Source organism: Kitasatospora sp. NPDC057940 (genome assembly GCF_042887425.1).
Classification (GTDB): Bacteria; Actinomycetota; Actinomycetes; order Streptomycetales; family Streptomycetaceae; genus Kitasatospora.
The window spans coordinates 57,167-71,334 of sequence record NZ_JBHVPH010000020.1 but is presented as its reverse complement, the minus strand read 5'-3'; the positions used below and the strand labels follow the sequence as shown (position 1 = coordinate 71,334).

Sequence of the window (14,168 nt, the reverse complement as noted above, 5' to 3'; positions counted from 1 at the left end):
GCCGGATGTCGGCGAGGTGGGCGAACAGCAGGCTGGCCGTCCGCTTGTCGACCGTGGCTTTGGGCATGTCGGCGTCGGGCGCGGTGGGGTTGCGGATCCCGTACGCCGCCTCGTAGTCCCAGACGGCGGGGAGCAGGTGTTCAACCAGGCGCCGGTCATACCCGCTCACCGCTTACCCCCCTCTGCACCGAGGCGGGCGGCCTCGTACGAGGTGTGCCCGGACCGTCGTCGTGCCTCGGTGAGCCAGCGGTCCCGAAGCCGCTGGCCGAGCCAGCGGTGCAGCAGGCCGGGACCGCCGTCGGAGAGCACCTGCCGGACCTGCGGGGCCCGTTCGGCCGCCACCAGGCGGCCCTCCTGGAGCGCGTCGTCGTACTCCAGGGTGAGGCCGTAGTCGCGGGAGACCGAACGGGCGACCGCCTGGGCGACGCTCTCGACCTGCGGCTCGGAGATCACGGACCAGTCGACTGCCGTCCGGGCTTCGACCGATTCGAGGTCTACGAGATGCATCATCGGACCACCTCCTTGACGGGGGTGTGGCCGTCCTTGGTGATCGCCACCATCAGACCGGGCGCCCCGGTGGTGCCCTTCGCGTGCCGCCACCAGGTCGACTCCGACTCCATCGCTGGCGGCTGGACGAAGGTCCGCGGACCGTCGGTGTCCACGTGCTCGTGGTGAAGGTGGCCGGCCAACAGGAGATCGGCCTGGTGCATCGCCGAATTCTTGTTGAAGGCCTGCCCGCGCCACCAGTCGAAGTGCTTGCCAGGACGCCACTGGTGCCCGTGGGCGTGGGCCACGGTGGTGCCCGAGCAGTCGACGACCACGGTCAGTTCGTCGGTGTCCGGGACGTAGAACTCGGTGTGCCCGAACTTCTCGGGGTGCAGGTCTGCGGCGTCCTTGACAGCGATCAGAGACTCGGTGTCGTGGGAGTCGTCGTACCGGGTCAGGCCCTTGCCGTTGATCCGTACGGCCTCGCCGTGGTTGCCGGGCACCGCGGCCATGGTCACCCGCTCCGCCAGGGGGGCGAACGTCAGGAGAGCGTGCAGCATGACCCGCCTCGTCAACCTGATCTGCTCGTTCAGAGTGAGCTGGGTACGCCAGGTGTTCGCGCCTCCCTGCGACTGGAAGCCCTCGACGTGGTCTCCGAGCCAGGCCAAGTGGACGTGGCCGATGCTGAACCTGCCCCGGTAGAGCTCCAGCAGGTCGGCCGCGCGGTTCAGGCAGTTGATCGTGCGCTGGAGGGTGCCGGCCGGACCGTCGCCGTCGATCTTGCCGAACTGCATGTCGCCGAGCGCGATCACGTACGTGTGGTCGCCGCCGGTCAGCGCGTGGGGAATCCACGGCCTGTACGTCTCGACGGCCGCCAGAAGCTCACCGATGTCGAGGCGCTCGGTCGCGGCCTCCTTGCTGCGGGCGAAGGTGAAGCGCGTGCTCACCCCGATGTCACCACCCGGCATGGTCCACTCCGAGCTGCGGAAGCCGGTCGCAGTCCAGTCGGCCGGGTCGAGGCCCTGCGCCCGCAGGTAGGCGGTTGCGGCATCCTCGGTCACGGTGTCCACCGAGCCGCGCACCGTCACCTCGGCGGCGTCGCCGCTCACCTCGATCTGGCGGGTGAAGTCCCGCTCCGGGTCGGCCGGCCGGGGCGGGAGCGAGGGGCCGACCGGCTTGGAGAGGAGTTCGTCGAGCAGGGTGTCAGTCACGCAGGCTCTCTTCCTGGCGCAGACGGCGCCGATAGGTGCGGATGGTGGAGGCGGACACGCGGTGGCCGTGCCGGCCGAGCATCCAGACGAGGTCGTCGGCCACGGTGTCCTGTAGGAGGTGGCGCAAGAAGGCCTCCCGCTCGGCACCGCTCAGGGCGTCCCAGATGGCCTGAAGCCGCGGGCCGGGCTTCCCGGGCAGGACGTCGCTCACTCGGCCTCCTCCGGGTAGACCAGGCCGAGGCCGCCGTCGTACTCCCAGGTGCCGTAGTACTCGCACCAGGAGCGGGTGGACCATGCCTCGATCAGGTAGCGGCCGGGCCGGAGCCCGGTCGAGCCGTAGTAGCCCTCGTCGGCGTCCACCCGGTGGAACCAGAGGTCGAGGCCATCTTCCGCATGGAAGGCCACGTCGCATCCGACCTCGCCCCACTGGTTGAGACAGTCGTCCGTGTGCTCGATGTCGAGGGCGCCCTCCGGCTCGTCCTCGACGAGGAGCCAGTGTGGCTGGCCACTCGCCGGGACCTTGCCGGGGTGAACCACCGTACGGTCGTCCTCGAAGGTCGGGGCGCCCGCGAATTCGAAGAGGGTCAACTCGCCACCCGGTCCTGATCGAGCTGCTCGACGGCGGCCGTCGCCAACGCGGCCACCTGCACGAGGCCGGCACGGGCGGCGACGGAGTCCGAGGTGGCGATGGCGGCGTTCAGCGTGGCCAGGAGCTCGGCGTCCCAGCCCGGTCGGCCGGCAAGTCCGCGGGTGACGGCGATGTCGGTCCATCGGTCGGCTTCGCGGCGGTGGTGCAGGCGGGCCCGGTCGGGCCGCAGGCCGCCGCCGAGCGGTCGGGGTTCGTTGTCCAGGAGCTGGCGCTCGGCGCGCACCTCGGCCAGGACGGCGGCCGTGGGGTCGGCCTTACGCGCCGGTCGGCGCTTGGTGGTCGTGTCGGTCACTTCGACCGCTCCTTCTCGTAGATGTCGTAGAGGGCCTGGGCGCCGCCGGCCATGTAGGTCTCGGTCATGTCTCCGGCGTACAGCCGGACGCCCTTGGCTGAGCGGAGTGCGCGGCAGACCTTCGCCATGAATTGGGCGCCCGCGTCATCCGGTTCGCCCCAGACCCACACCCGGGAGAACCCGGCGAACATCCGGCGGTGTCGGGCGAAGAACATCTCCGCCCCGGGTGCCGCTGTCGCGTGCCAGCCGATCTTCCGGGCGATGACTCGGTCGAGCTCCCCTTCGATGAGGTGAATCTCGTCGCCCGCCTCGTGAATCGAGTCGACGCCGTACATCCGCGGCGGGTCGCCCGGCAGGGTGTTGTACTTGCCGTGCCCGTGGTCGCGGTGGTTGTGGTCTTCCAGACAACGGAAACGGATCGTCAGCGGGTGACCGTCGTGGGCGAGGTAGGGGATGGCCAGCATGCCGTGGTACCGGCTGTGTCCGGGCAGCGGGTCAGCGACGACGCCAAGCCGGGATGTAGCCGCCTCGGCCGGCCCGATCCCTCGATCGGCCAGGTACAGTGCGGCGTCCGGCGTAAGAGCTGCCTGATAGCTGCTCGTTGCCTCTTCCAGCATCTCGCGTTGCGAGGGCGAGAGAGGCCGCAGTGGTTCGCGCTCCGGCAAAGTCGGTGCTCTCCTTCATCATGATCAAGCTGTAGGAATCCCCGCCCTCACCGCAGGAGTGGCACTTCCAGACCTGCCGGTCGAGGTTGTAGCTGAGGGACGGGGTGCGGTCGTCGTGGAAGGGGCAGGGGGCCATGCCGATCGACCGCTGGTCATTGAAGGCCACGTCGTAGTGCTCGAAGACCGCTTCGAGGGACGGCTTCTGGTCGTCGTCGTGCCAGCCGGGGGTCACGGGAGCATCCACTCCAGGTCGGCCATGTCGACCCCGAAGAGTTCCTCGACGGCGAGGAGCAACCGGGCGTCGAACTCGGGGTCGTCGAGGGCGTCAAGGAAGGCGTCGACCGCGAGGACGTCGCGGTCGTCGGTCACGCCGCCTCCGGGGGGAGATCGAAGTACTCCTCGACGGTGGTCAGGACGTACGCCCGGCGCCAACTGGCACCCCGGCGGCGTACCGCGACGATCGCGTCCACGTCGGCAGGGTCGAGGCCGCGGCGGCGGGCGAAGGCATCGCGTTCGCGGAGGGCTTCGGCGATGAACTGGGCGGGTTCGAGCTTGGCGTTCTTGGCCTCGATCACCACGAAGGGGCGATGCCGGACGGGCGCCGGCCGCCGGACGACGTGATCGCCCTCGTCCTCAGCGCCGGTGAGCCGCAGGCGCTCGATGTCGGCCTTGTGTGCCCGGAGGCCGTCACGGAGTTCGGCCTCCCAGTTGGAGCCTCGCCTGCGGTTCCTGCGGTTTCGGGCCGCAACATCAGTCAACTATTGCAATCCTCACTTGTTCAGGGTGTCGAGCGGCGACCAGGGCCGGGACGTAGGCGGGGTGATCGGTTCGAGGCGCGGCTCCAGCGTGGAGAACCGGGTGCTCTCGGGGTGGCAACGCAGGGTGGCGTACCGGCGTGCGGTCGGGTCGCAAGGGCCCATACGGGCCTTGATCACCGCGATCCGGTACTCCAGTGAAGTCGGGTCGAGCGCGACGGAGAGGGAGAGTTCGGGCTTCTCGGAGAGACCGCCCTTGACCTGATCACGGCTCGGTGGCGCCCAGGGATCGCTCTTGGCCTCCCACGACTTGTCCGAGGCGTGGTGCAGGATGATGACCGTCGCCCCGGTGGCACGGGCGAGCTCGGTGACGCCGGACATCACGGCCATCTGCTCTTCGTAGCTGGACTCCGCGTTCTCGAAATCCATCAAGTTGTCGAACACGATCACCTGCGGGTAGTCGTCCCACAGCTCGACATACGCCTCGATCTCCTCGTCCACGGCCGGCCAGGTGATCGGCGAGCCGAAGGCGAAGGTGATCCGGCTGTGGGCCAGGGCATCGAGGTACGCCTGCCGGTACCGGCCGCCGGCTGCCATCCCGGCCGAGACCATCTCGGTCGTGTCCCCGGTCGCCATGGAGGCCAGTCGCGACGAGGCGGTGAAGGCCGACATGTCGGCCGAGAAGTAGAGCGTGGGGAGGCCCATCTGGGCCACCCAGTACAGGGCGAGCCCGCTCTTCTGGGTGCCGGACCGACCGGCGATCATGATGACTTCGCCTTGGCGGGGGCGGCAGCCGAGGTTGTAGAGGGCCTGGAAGGCCTCGATGCGGGGGAGTTCGCGGCCGGCGTCGGCGTGCAGGGTGAGCGAGCGTCCGGGGGTGAGCACTCGTACGGCTCCAATCAGGGAGGGGAGGGGGCGGCGCGGAGGCCGCCCCCTGCTGCCGGCCGGGTGTCAGTCGAAGTCGGGCGCGTCGCTCACCGCGGACTGCACGGCGGTGTCGCGCTGCTCGGCGTACGCGATGACCCGGTTCTTGATCTCGGGGTCGGTTACCTGCCGCCACACCCAGGCCGGGTGCGAGCCCGGCTTCTTGGCCGGGACCTGGGTGACGGTCACCAGGACGGCGCTGCCGACAACCCCTTCGAGGTCCCGGGCGAGTACGGTCTGCTCGATCCGCTGGCCCTGGCTGACCTCGGGGGTGAAGGTCTTGAGCTGGTCGGGAGTCTTGAAGACCGTCACATCGGCCAGGGCCGAGTCCTTCGGTCCGTTGGGGGTGGGCCTCTGCCGCTCGAAGCCGGAGACCTCCAGGAGGATCGCTACCGCGTCCTGCTGTTCGGCGGCCTTGAACCAACCACCGTTGGCGGTCGGGAGGTTGTTGAGGGCAAACGTCACTGGCGATCTCCGGCCTGCCGATGAACGGCGTAGGGGGTGGGGTTGGTGGTGTTCAGGGGGGCGGTCAGCGCGCCGACCGCAAGGGCCGCCACGACGGCCGCGGCGACGAGGAGGCGGGTCATCAGGCAACTGCCTTCAGCGCCCGGCCCCGGGCCTTCCAGCTATCCATGACAGCCTGGTCGGCGAAGGCGGCCTGGTTGGTGGCCCAGAGCACCTTCAGGGCGTCGGTGCTCGCGCACCGCTCGATCTGTTCCAGCAGGCCTCCGGCGGCGGTGTCCTGCGAGGGTGCCGGACCCGATGCGGGTTGCGGGATGATCCGGGCATCCAGGCCTCGAACGATCGCCGCCGTGCTCTGGGCTGCCTGCGTGGCCTCGACGACCAGCTCGCTCAGGCTCAGATTAGTTACACTCTCGCAATCGAGCCCAAAAAAAGAGGCTATGTCGTGTTCGACCTGCTCAGCCGAGCCGCGAAACACGGCCCAGCTGTCGTCGAGGCTCTTGCCATACTTGATGGTCACGGTGATGCGGCCCTCGTCGGCCATGGGTGCACTCCTCCTCTCGTTCGGGGCTCGCGCCCCGTTCGCTAGTTACACTATCTCAATCAGGCCGCGGAGGGAAACTCGGTTAGGGCGCCCCGGCGTGCCCGCATGCCGCGGATGTCGAGGGCGAGCCGTGCCGCCTCCCAGCCGAGCCGAAGGTCCGCCCAGTACAGCGTGCAGTGCGCCTGCCCGGCCGGCAGGTGGATGATGACGCCCCAGTCCTGGTTGACGTCCGGGAGCGGGCTGTACGCGGCCAAGGCGGCGGCGGGCGAGAACGACGTGCGCTTCCACGCATCGAAGGACTTGCGGTCCCGCTGGTCCACGGGGAAGGCCGTGTGGTCGTACAGCTCGCCCCGGCTGTAGACGGCGAGCTGCGAAGCCGCCTTCAGGGCGCCGTACGCCATGCTGCTGCCCGTCTTGAGGTCGCCGATCACCAAGCCGTCGATGGGCCGGCCATCGGGCCCGGGGCCGTTGTAGCGCAGGATCCGGTCGGCGGTGCCGGCCGTACCGAGCTCGTCGACCACGACGAACTGTTCGACCGCGACCACGTCGAAGGCCATGGTCGCCACCTTGTAGGCGGCCATGTCCGCAAGGTCGGCGGAGGAGGCTCGCGAGGGCAGTTCCTCGCCCCGGTCGACGTACTCGCTCAGCGTGTGTAGGTGGGTGCCCCGCTCGCGCCGGTCATGGGCTCCGGCGATGTTCACCGCGGCCTCGGCGGCGGCGTCGAGCGCGGCCCTTCCCGCGCGGTCCGTCGGGTTCAACTCTTGCAGTCCGGTGAGCAGGGACGGCTGGCGCGAGGCGCCGAGCAGGGTCATCCGCTTGCCCCAGGCCGTCAGGGCCGACTTGTCCTCAATGCAATCGATGTGGGTCGTCGTCCGAGTGAGGCCGCGAGGCCGGCCGCCGGTCTTCGGTACGACGAAGGGTCGTCCCCGCCCGTCGCGCGGAACCTCTCGGTTTGCCGGGAGGCCGGTGAGGTGCAGTGCCAATCCTGTTCCTTATGGTCAGTTCAGAGTCTTCAGGTAGAGCCGGATTCGGCCGCCGCTCAGGATCTCCGGTTCACACTCGTCCTGGTCAAGAAGGCTGAGTCCCCAGCTCTTGGCAAAGCCGAGCACGAACCGAAGATCATCAATCGCGTGCCGTGGACCAACCGTGACATGGAAGTCGAGAAGGTCGTTGTCAATGTGGAGCCAAACGCCACCGTTTTGCGACTTCGTGGCGGAATCTTCCACCAGGTGGCTGCGCTGCATGCGCAGGCTCCTCTCCCCTTTCGCTGGGCACGCTCGCGCCCAGCGAGAACTACTCGGTAGTTGCAAATTGTACTTTGCGTTAAGCAAAGGTCAACTTATCGCAATGTGACAGCTGACTCACGGGTGGGGGGAGGGGCATGAAGTCGATCATGTACAGCTGGTCGGCCCCACGGTAGTCCAGGTGTCGCCGAGAATCCGGTGGCTGTTGTCAGTGGGCTCTGCAAGACTAACCGTCGTGTTCATCAGGCCTGGTCAGAAGCTCAAGACCCTCCTAGCGACGGCGCCCCCCTACGGCAGGGGCGGCCGGTCCGGCATGCCGGGCGGGCGTGGATACGACGACGCCCCAGGCGAGTGGTTCCAGCCTGGGGCGCAGGTGCGGAGCAACAGAGAAGGGGCCCTGCGTGGGCCCCTGCCTGGCGTCGCTATCACCTGATGTCTAGTTGTTTCGAGGGACTCGGATGATGTCCGTGTCTCCCTCGTCTCGGGGGACGTAGAACCAGCCGTCATCGGTGTCGGGGACGTAGTGAACAACCAGGTTCCCGTTCTCCAGCATTTGCTTCCACGAATCCAGTCGGCCCGCATCGTACTCGCTGAGCTCCCGCCCCTCCCGGCGGCGACCTTCGAAGCGAAGCATCACAACCGGGTATCCCCAGCGATGCTCTTCGAGGACCTCCCAGGGAATAAGGTCCCTATCCCGGGAAATTTTGCGCGGAAGGCCGTTGCGGTGCCGGAATGAGGCCCACATCGAAATGGTGGTCTGGATGTTGTATTTCTCTAGGTATCGCTGGACCATCCACTCGTAGCTGCGGTCATCCTCGACCAGCCAGCGAATAGCCTCCTCTTTGTCCTGCACCAGCGATCTGGGCGGCATGTGATCCCCTTCCAAATCGGATTTCCTCACGGCCCCATCTGCCGGAGGTCATCCAACCTCTACAATGCATGCAAGAGTTGATACAGTCAAGGCGGGATGGTGTAACTGTGGTCGAGAGGACGCTGACGCTGAGGGTCTGCGACGTCTGCGAGCGACCGGGGGTCCCCGTAGAAAGTTACACTCTCGCGACTGGTGACCGGAAGCGCAGGGTAGACCTGTGCGCAGACGATGCCGAGGGCATCGAGCGCCTGATGGCCTCGGGCGAACCCGTCGAGGAGGCCTCGGTAGTCGTCGAGCGGGACGAGCCGGTCGGCGGTGGCGCGGGAACAAACTCGGAGGGGGTTCCGGCAAGGCCCGCCGCCAAGAAGACGGCGCCGGCCAAGAAGACGGCGCCGGCCAAGAAGACGGCGCCGGCCAAGAAGACGGCGCCAGCCAAGAAGACGGCGGCGCGCCAACGCGGAGCCAAGGTGATGACGGTCGAGCAGATCGAGGCCCTACGCCACTCCAAGTAGGCGGGCACGCAAAAGAGGCCCCCACCGATTCAGGGAACGGTGGGGGCCGACGCTTACTCGTCGTCAGACTCGCCGGGTGCGACAACTCCGAGGGCGGTGAGTACCTGGACCGCCAGGGCGATCTCCGGCCGGTCGGCGTACGCGACTGCCAGGGCGGAGACGATCACGCCGATCAGCGCGAGCACGGCGCCGACACGGGTCCGATACCGGACCGGCAGCAGGCTCACCAGGGTGACAGGCCGGAAGCCCGGCGTCTTCAGCTTGCTCATCGGCCGGCCTCCTTCTGGAGCAGGGCCCATCCCTGTGCTCCGATCGCGTAGTCCTTGGTGACGCCGCGGGACTTGAGACTCGGATGCCGGTCGTGGAACCGGGCGACGGCGTTCTGGGTGTTGACGCCGTAGAAGTCGGTCACCGCGCCGGGGATCGGGCCGTAGCCCGCCGTGAGCAGCAGTTCCTGGAGCTCACGTACCTGCGGGTGTCGGACGCCCGGCTTCACCCCGGCCGCCAGCGCGACCAGGGAGCCGCCACCACCGCTGCCGTCGCCGTCGCCGCCGCCGCCGCCCGAGGAGGGCATGCCGGCCTGCACCCAGGAGTACAGCTTCGGGCCGGGGCAGAGGGTGGCGAATCCGTCCTTATGGCCGCGCTTCGCCAGCGATCGGCCGGTCCGTGCGCACGCCTCGTCGTACAGGGCGCGGGCGGCGTTGAGGGCTGCGGCCGAGGGCTCCTGGTCGCCGCCGATCGCGATCTGCACGCCGAACGCGGAGCGGTTGTGGCCCGGGCAGTGGGCGCCCTGGAGGTTCCAACCGCGACCCTCGTAGATCGCGCCGTTCTGGTCGACGACGAAGTTGTAGCCGATGCCGGCCCACCCGTTTCCGAGATGCTCGCGCTCGATGGCCTGCGGGACGGCGTTGCCTGTCCGGTTGACCGGGTCGCCGCCGTCGTAGTGGACGTAGTATTCGGTGCGCTCGGACAGGGCAACGTTGTTGGGGGTGCCGTTCCACGGCTTCGCGCCCCAGGAGCCGCGCGAGATGATGTTGACGCTCAGTCTGTGCCTCCAGGCAAGGGGAAGCCCCCGGCGCCGGGCGCGCGGGGGCGGGTACTTTCCGGTCCGCTCCAAGAAGCGGCGGGTGGTGGTCAGTTGGGGGTGTGCAGGTGGGAATCGAGCCGGTCGGCGACGGCGAGGCGCTCGGTTCGCTCGTGAGCGATCTCGCGGCGCAGGTCGGCCAGCTCGGCGCTGTGGTGCTGCTGGCCGTCGAGGACGAGGCCGAGGCGGTCGATGACGTGGTCGAGGTCGTCGCGCAGGTTGGTGCTGTGCGAGTTCGCGACTTGTTCGCGGACCTCGGCGACCGTGCTGCTCTGGCGGCGCACGAGTTCGACCAGGACACCGGCCAGGGCGGCGGTGATGGCGCCGCCGGCCGATACGAGGGCCACCTGGACGGTGGGCTCGATCAAGCGGCCGGGCCCTCCAGGCGCTTCTCCAGCTCCTTGATCCGGCGCTCCTGGTCCTGTACGACGGGCAGCAGCGCGAGGCCGAGGAGGTCGTAGCGGACGCTGTCGATCTGGCCCTCTTCGTCGCGTACGACTATCTCGGGGAGGGTTGCGTCGACCTCCTCGGCGATCAGGCCGACCTCGTCGCGCCGCCCCTCGATCGGCTGGCCCTCGTCGTTGACGCTCGGCCTGCGGTCGTAGATCCGCGGGCGGAGGGCGAGGACGGCCGCCGGGTCGATCTCGATGTCCCGGACGTTCTCCTTGAACCGGATCGAGGAGGTGTTCCGGCAGAAGTTGTGGTTCCCGTCCACCCAGACCGCGTACCAAGTAGAACCGGTTGGCCCGTAGGAGTGCGGGCGGTCGGAGCCGTTCGCCCGGTTAATGGTGCTCCACGACTCCAGGTACTGGCCGTGCCAGTGGTCAACGGGCGGGAACTGGCCGGGCTTGCCCTGGATCTGATCCCACCAGTGCCCATGGTCGGTGGGCGGGAACTGCCCCGGCACGCCGAGGAGCTGGTCCCACCAGTGCTGGTGCCAGGTCGCGGGGAAGTCGTTCGGCTTGCCCTGGATCTGGTCCCACGAGTGCGCATGCGAGGCCGGCGGGTAGTTGCCGGGCTTGTCGGAGATCTCGCTCCAGGAGTGACCGTGCGGGGCGGGGGCGAAGACGGCGGGCTTCTCGATGATGGTGCCCCAGGTGACGGCCGGGGCGAGGGTCGTCCAGGCCGAGCCGCTCCAGTACTCCCAGGTGCCGCTCGTCCGGTTGAGCCCGAGGGTGCCAAGACGAGGGTTTGCCGGCCGGGTGAGCGCGGTCCAGGCGCCCACGTGGGTGCCGACGTACTGGCGGGCGTCCATTACCTGGGCGGCTGCGATGGTCGTGCCGGAGGCGAAGACGACGACGGTGGCCAGGGGGATCTCGTAGACCCCGGTGTCGGTCTGGGTGAGTGCCGGGGTGCCCGATCCTGGCGTTCCCTTCACCACGCTGATGGTGATCTCGTTCGCGGCCGGGTCGAGCCGGAGGACGACGCGGTCGACCCGGCTCACGGAGTCGGCGGCAGGCATCGTGATGGTCTCGACGGCGGTGGACAGGATCGCGTGGCCGCGCACCAGGGCGAAGCCGGGGGCGACCTTCACGGTCATGCCGGTGCTGTCCGCCGTTACTCGGAACGCGGTCGAATCGGCACTGGCTGCGACCCCGGAGTCCTGGAGCTCGCGGAAGAGGTAGGAGTACTGGCTCTCGCTCGCGGCCTGACCGTCGAAGGGGTAGGAGGTGATGGACAAGAGGTGGTGGGTCCTTTCTGCCGGTCAGAACACGGCTCCGCCTTCGTCTGCCAGGATCAGCTCGGACTGGGTGCCGACCAGGAAGCGGACCTTGCCGTAGGTTGCGGAGGGCAGCCGGGTTCGAAGCGTGACGCCGAGGGTGACCGGTCCGGCCGGTGCGTTGTTGATGTAGAAGTCGGTGGACAGGCCAGCCGCGGTCTGCGGGTCGTCGTTGAAGACCGGCACGTTGAACTCGCCTACCACCTTCCCGGTGTCGGCGGTGATGGTCGTGCCGGCCTCCCAACGGACGGAGGTGACGGCCTGCTGCTTCGCCTGCCGTACCGAGGAGTCCCCGGTGCCGTCACCGTCCACGAAGGCAATCCGCAGGCCTACGCGGTAGACCCGCTTGGCCTCCGCGGTGAAGGTGTGGGTGTAGACGAGGGTCCTGGTGTCGCCGACGTGCGGCGTGTCCTCCAGGATCTTGATGGTCACGATTCCGCGGGGCGTCTTGTCTTCAAAGGCCACCCGGCGCCACGGGCCCCAGCCGCTGTTGTTGCCTCCGCGCACCCATTCCTGGTGCGGGCTGGTGGGCGAGTGCACCATGCTCCACCACTGTCGGACGTCATTGCCTTGCCACTTGCGAGTGGTGACGAAGCCCCACTTGCCGCCGAAGTCCCAGCCACCTTCGGTGCTCACGGTGTTGGTGAGGTAGAAGCAGGACTCGCCCTCCGGATAGGTGGAGGGGTGGTCCGTCTGCTTTCGGGCGCCGAGCTCCAGCATCCGGGCTCCGGCGGGTGCCGCCTCGGCCTTGCGCTCCAGCGCGGACACGCGCAGCTCGGTGTTCTGGGCCTGCTGCCTGTTGGCGGCGTCGGGGTCGAGGCCGGTCGGGTCGCCGATCAGTGCTCCGGCCTGGAAGCCCTGTTCGTCGGCCTTGATGAGCAGGCCGGTCACGGTGGAGGTCATCTCCTGGCCGCCGACGACGACGGTGACTCGGTCGCCCATTCCCCAGTCGATTCCCAGCCGCATCGAGCTGTCCGCCACGGGGATGGCCTGTACGGAGGTCCCCGTGTACCCGGCGTCGGCGAGCGCCTCGGTGCCTGCCTGCCGGAGTTCTTCCGGGTCGTTGGTCTGGCGCTGGTCGACGAACCGCTCGATCCGGCGACCCCAGTCGGCCTCTGCGGCGGTCGAGGCGTCGTTGTCGACGGCGACGATCGTGCGGGCCTCCAGGTCTCCTTGGCCAGCGACCAGCACGCGGGTGACCCCCGGCGGGGTAACCGTGACCCGCTGTCCGGCGAGGGTGCCCGCCTCCACGTCGAGGCGGATCTCCCTGGAACGGTCGGTCACGGCGTACGTCTCGAAGACGATCCGGTCACCGCGCTGAACGATCCTGAACCCGAGGTTCGCGACGGTGGCGATCTCGGTGAGCAGGTCGCCCAGAACCGGGAACCGGGCGGCCTTGGTGATGGTCGGGCCCCGCCCCTGGCTCCCGCCCATGTAGAGCCCGGCCTTGCGCCGGGGGGCTGGCGCGTACTGGCCGCAGTTGGCGTTGACGAAGTCATGCATGATCGTCTCAGCCGGGCCGGTGCGGATGTCGTGGCCGGCCTTCTGCGTGGACGCGTCCGGGTTGGACGGCTCCGGCCAGGCGAGCATGTCGGCCAGGATGACGGTGTCGGAGACGCCCTCGAAGACGACGCTGCCGCGCTGGTCCTCGGGAGTGGCCGCGTACTCGGGCCTCGTCACCGGTCCGGACATCAGCACGTCGTCCGGACCGGTGACGATCAGCCCCGCGCCCGGCGCGCGCAGCGCGGCAGCGAGAGGGTGTTCCAGGGGCAGGGTCAGCTTCCAGGTGCCGACGTTGTTGAAGACGTCCTGGAGCTCCAGGGAGAGATCCTCCGGCCTGATGAGCCCGAGGCGGGCCAGGTTGCGGTCCCGCACCTCCACGGTGAGGTCGCTGAGTTTCAATCAGATCACCATCCAGCGTCGGGCCCGCCAGGAGCAGGAGATTTGGGAGGCGGCCGTCGTATCGAGCAGCTCGGCCCTGGCCGTACTGGTGCCGGGCGGGACGACCCAGAAGCGGGGCGCGGGGGCCAAGTTCGCGTACCGGTTGACGCCCTTGCCGTCCACGACCGTGGCTTCCCGGCAGTCGATGATCAGCTTCTCGTCGGCCGCCAGGGTGCCGTTCCAGCGCAGCGCCTCCCCGTTCGCCGAGACGACGTGGAGATCACGGCCGGGGCCGGTCACCTCCCAGACGGGGTACGCGGGCACGTCGCCGTCGTTCGGGAGGAGGATCGTGCCGATGGCCTGGCTGGCGGCGACGGGCAGTGCCACCAGATCGGACAGGAAGCTGCGGGTGCCGGCGTCGCCCTTGACGGTCTGGGTGGTGACCGCCGAGGCCGTGAAGTAGGGGTCGCCGGCCCGCAGGGTGATCGTGGTCTGGACGTCCAGGGCGCCGGAGAGGGTGTACTCGCCGCCGCCGACGCGGTGGACTTTGGTGGTCCAACGGCTGCCGTCGTCCTCGATCAGGGCGAGCGTGCACTCGCCGGTCATCATCCGGGCCAGGCGTCCGATGAGCTCCCGCAGGTGGGCGCGGTCCCGGCCGACGATGTCGAGGGGGAGGTCGATGTCGCGGCCGAGGACCCGCTTGTTGCGGTACCGGGATCCGTCGCCGGCGCCTTCGAGCCACTGCACGGTGACCGGAGGCAGGCCGAGGCCGGTCGCCCCGGCCACGGCCTGGATGCCGTACCCGGTCTCCGCGACCTCGTTGAGGTTCAGGTCGTCAAAATCGCTCTCCAGGATGAGAGTGGTCAAG

Annotated in this window: 23 protein-coding genes; 1 reads left to right on the top strand and 22 read right to left on the bottom strand. The window is 68.8% G+C overall.

The window, feature by feature from the left end; genetic code table 11:
- Positions 1 to 165 precede the first annotated feature (165 nt).
- From ACFVTF_RS26665 to ACFVTF_RS26590, 16 genes are all read right to left on the bottom strand, one after another.
- Positions 166 to 510 carry a hypothetical protein gene (locus ACFVTF_RS26665; RefSeq protein WP_387816994.1) on the bottom strand — a complete coding sequence of 115 codons (345 nt, stop codon included), beginning with the start codon at positions 508 to 510 and terminating at the stop codon, positions 166 to 168.
- A complete protein-coding gene (locus ACFVTF_RS26660; protein ID WP_387816993.1) occupies positions 507 to 1,697 on the bottom strand; it encodes a hypothetical protein in 1,191 nt (396 codons plus the stop codon). The genes ACFVTF_RS26665 and ACFVTF_RS26660 overlap by 4 nt, the downstream gene beginning before the upstream one ends.
- Positions 1,690 to 1,908: a hypothetical protein gene (locus tag ACFVTF_RS26655; RefSeq protein ID WP_387816991.1), complete on the bottom strand. Its 219-nt coding sequence runs from the start codon at positions 1,906 to 1,908 to the stop codon at positions 1,690 to 1,692. The genes ACFVTF_RS26660 and ACFVTF_RS26655 overlap by 8 nt, the downstream gene beginning before the upstream one ends.
- The gene (locus ACFVTF_RS26650; protein ID WP_387816990.1) at positions 1,905 to 2,285 is read right to left on the bottom strand and encodes a hypothetical protein; all 381 of its coding nucleotides are present in this window, start codon (positions 2,283 to 2,285) and stop codon (positions 1,905 to 1,907) included. The genes ACFVTF_RS26655 and ACFVTF_RS26650 overlap by 4 nt, the downstream gene beginning before the upstream one ends.
- Positions 2,282 to 2,638 carry a hypothetical protein gene (locus ACFVTF_RS26645; RefSeq protein WP_387816989.1) on the bottom strand — a complete coding sequence of 119 codons (357 nt, stop codon included), beginning with the start codon at positions 2,636 to 2,638 and terminating at the stop codon, positions 2,282 to 2,284. The genes ACFVTF_RS26650 and ACFVTF_RS26645 overlap by 4 nt, the downstream gene beginning before the upstream one ends.
- Positions 2,635 to 3,252, bottom strand: coding sequence for a topoisomerase (locus tag ACFVTF_RS26640; protein ID WP_387817048.1), 618 nt, complete (start codon positions 3,250 to 3,252; stop codon positions 2,635 to 2,637). Before ACFVTF_RS26640 ends, ACFVTF_RS26645 begins: the two co-directional genes overlap by 4 nt.
- Entirely contained in the window at positions 3,134 to 3,439 is a 306-nt protein-coding gene (locus ACFVTF_RS26635) for a CHC2 zinc finger domain-containing protein (protein ID WP_387817047.1), read from the bottom strand. Before ACFVTF_RS26635 ends, ACFVTF_RS26640 begins: the two co-directional genes overlap by 119 nt.
- Positions 3,440 to 3,531: 92 nt before the next feature.
- Positions 3,532 to 3,672 (bottom strand): hypothetical protein, encoded by a 141-nt coding sequence (locus ACFVTF_RS26630; protein WP_387816988.1) that lies wholly within the window; start codon positions 3,670 to 3,672, stop codon positions 3,532 to 3,534.
- The gene (locus ACFVTF_RS26625; protein WP_387816987.1) at positions 3,669 to 4,061 is read right to left on the bottom strand and encodes a hypothetical protein; all 393 of its coding nucleotides are present in this window, start codon (positions 4,059 to 4,061) and stop codon (positions 3,669 to 3,671) included. Before ACFVTF_RS26625 ends, ACFVTF_RS26630 begins: the two co-directional genes overlap by 4 nt.
- Before the next feature lie 12 nt (positions 4,062 to 4,073).
- Complete coding sequence (locus tag ACFVTF_RS26620; protein ID WP_387816986.1) at positions 4,074 to 4,943, bottom strand: AAA family ATPase; 870 nt, start codon at positions 4,941 to 4,943, stop codon at positions 4,074 to 4,076.
- A gap of 66 nt (positions 4,944 to 5,009) precedes the next feature.
- Positions 5,010 to 5,447: a hypothetical protein gene (locus tag ACFVTF_RS26615; RefSeq protein ID WP_387816985.1), complete on the bottom strand. Its 438-nt coding sequence runs from the start codon at positions 5,445 to 5,447 to the stop codon at positions 5,010 to 5,012.
- A complete protein-coding gene (locus tag ACFVTF_RS26610) occupies positions 5,444 to 5,569 on the bottom strand; it encodes a hypothetical protein (RefSeq protein WP_387816984.1) in 126 nt (41 codons plus the stop codon). Before ACFVTF_RS26610 ends, ACFVTF_RS26615 begins: the two co-directional genes overlap by 4 nt.
- Positions 5,569 to 5,988, bottom strand: coding sequence for a hypothetical protein (locus ACFVTF_RS26605; RefSeq protein ID WP_387816983.1), 420 nt, complete (start codon positions 5,986 to 5,988; stop codon positions 5,569 to 5,571). Before ACFVTF_RS26605 ends, ACFVTF_RS26610 begins: the two co-directional genes overlap by 1 nt.
- Positions 5,989 to 6,047: 59 nt before the next feature.
- Positions 6,048 to 6,800, bottom strand: coding sequence for a hypothetical protein (locus ACFVTF_RS26600; RefSeq protein WP_387816982.1), 753 nt, complete (start codon positions 6,798 to 6,800; stop codon positions 6,048 to 6,050).
- A gap of 186 nt (positions 6,801 to 6,986) precedes the next feature.
- Entirely contained in the window at positions 6,987 to 7,232 is a 246-nt protein-coding gene (locus ACFVTF_RS26595; protein ID WP_387816981.1) for a hypothetical protein, read from the bottom strand.
- Between the two features lie 436 nt (positions 7,233 to 7,668).
- Positions 7,669 to 8,103 (bottom strand): hypothetical protein, encoded by a 435-nt coding sequence (locus tag ACFVTF_RS26590; RefSeq protein ID WP_387816980.1) that lies wholly within the window; start codon positions 8,101 to 8,103, stop codon positions 7,669 to 7,671.
- 107 nt (positions 8,104 to 8,210) lie between these two features.
- Between ACFVTF_RS26590 and ACFVTF_RS26585 the strand changes: the two genes are divergently transcribed.
- Entirely contained in the window at positions 8,211 to 8,615 is a 405-nt protein-coding gene (locus ACFVTF_RS26585; protein ID WP_387816978.1) for a hypothetical protein, read from the top strand.
- 53 nt (positions 8,616 to 8,668) lie between these two features.
- Here the strand turns inward: ACFVTF_RS26585 and ACFVTF_RS26580 are convergent, their stop codons facing one another.
- The 6 genes from ACFVTF_RS26580 to ACFVTF_RS26555 are packed head-to-tail and all read right to left on the bottom strand — an operon-like array spanning position 8,669 to position 14,167.
- Positions 8,669 to 8,884, bottom strand: a complete 216-nt coding sequence (locus ACFVTF_RS26580) for a hypothetical protein (RefSeq protein WP_387816977.1) — start codon at positions 8,882 to 8,884, stop codon at positions 8,669 to 8,671.
- Positions 8,881 to 9,732: an N-acetylmuramoyl-L-alanine amidase gene (locus ACFVTF_RS26575; RefSeq protein ID WP_387816976.1), complete on the bottom strand. Its 852-nt coding sequence runs from the start codon at positions 9,730 to 9,732 to the stop codon at positions 8,881 to 8,883. The genes ACFVTF_RS26580 and ACFVTF_RS26575 overlap by 4 nt, the downstream gene beginning before the upstream one ends.
- Positions 9,733 to 9,749: 17 nt before the next feature.
- A complete protein-coding gene (locus ACFVTF_RS26570) occupies positions 9,750 to 10,067 on the bottom strand; it encodes a DUF2746 domain-containing protein (protein WP_387816975.1) in 318 nt (105 codons plus the stop codon).
- The gene (locus tag ACFVTF_RS26565; protein WP_387816974.1) at positions 10,064 to 11,380 is read right to left on the bottom strand and encodes a tail fiber domain-containing protein; all 1,317 of its coding nucleotides are present in this window, start codon (positions 11,378 to 11,380) and stop codon (positions 10,064 to 10,066) included. Before ACFVTF_RS26565 ends, ACFVTF_RS26570 begins: the two co-directional genes overlap by 4 nt.
- A gap of 24 nt (positions 11,381 to 11,404) precedes the next feature.
- A complete protein-coding gene (locus ACFVTF_RS26560; RefSeq protein ID WP_387816973.1) occupies positions 11,405 to 13,321 on the bottom strand; it encodes a siphovirus ReqiPepy6 Gp37-like family protein in 1,917 nt (638 codons plus the stop codon).
- On the bottom strand, positions 13,322 to 14,167 hold the full coding sequence (locus tag ACFVTF_RS26555; protein WP_387816972.1) for a phage tail family protein: 846 nt from the start codon (positions 14,165 to 14,167) through the stop codon (positions 13,322 to 13,324). It abuts the gene before it with no gap.
- Position 14,168: the final 1 nt, after the last annotated feature.

What these genes read in the sequence shown, in the direction of transcription:
- ACFVTF_RS26665 (WP_387816994.1), bottom strand. Translation starts at nt 510, where the DNA reads ATGATGCATCTCGTAGACCTCGAATCGGTCGAAGCCCGGACGGCAGTC.
- ACFVTF_RS26635 (WP_387817047.1), bottom strand. Translation starts at nt 3,439, where the DNA reads ATGGCCCCCTGCCCCTTCCACGACGACCGCACCCCGTCCCTCAGCTAC.
- ACFVTF_RS26610 (WP_387816984.1), bottom strand. Translation starts at nt 5,569, where the DNA reads ATGACCCGCCTCCTCGTCGCCGCGGCCGTCGTGGCGGCCCTTGCGGTC.
- ACFVTF_RS26605 (WP_387816983.1), bottom strand. Translation starts at nt 5,988, where the DNA reads ATGGCCGACGAGGGCCGCATCACCGTGACCATCAAGTATGGCAAGAGC.
- ACFVTF_RS26600 (WP_387816982.1), bottom strand. Translation starts at nt 6,800, where the DNA reads ATGACCCTGCTCGGCGCCTCGCGCCAGCCGTCCCTGCTCACCGGACTG.
- ACFVTF_RS26595 (WP_387816981.1), bottom strand. Translation starts at nt 7,232, where the DNA reads ATGCAGCGCAGCCACCTGGTGGAAGATTCCGCCACGAAGTCGCAAAAC.
- ACFVTF_RS26590 (WP_387816980.1), bottom strand. Translation starts at nt 8,103, where the DNA reads ATGCCGCCCAGATCGCTGGTGCAGGACAAAGAGGAGGCTATTCGCTGG.
- ACFVTF_RS26580 (WP_387816977.1), bottom strand. Translation starts at nt 8,884, where the DNA reads ATGAGCAAGCTGAAGACGCCGGGCTTCCGGCCTGTCACCCTGGTGAGC.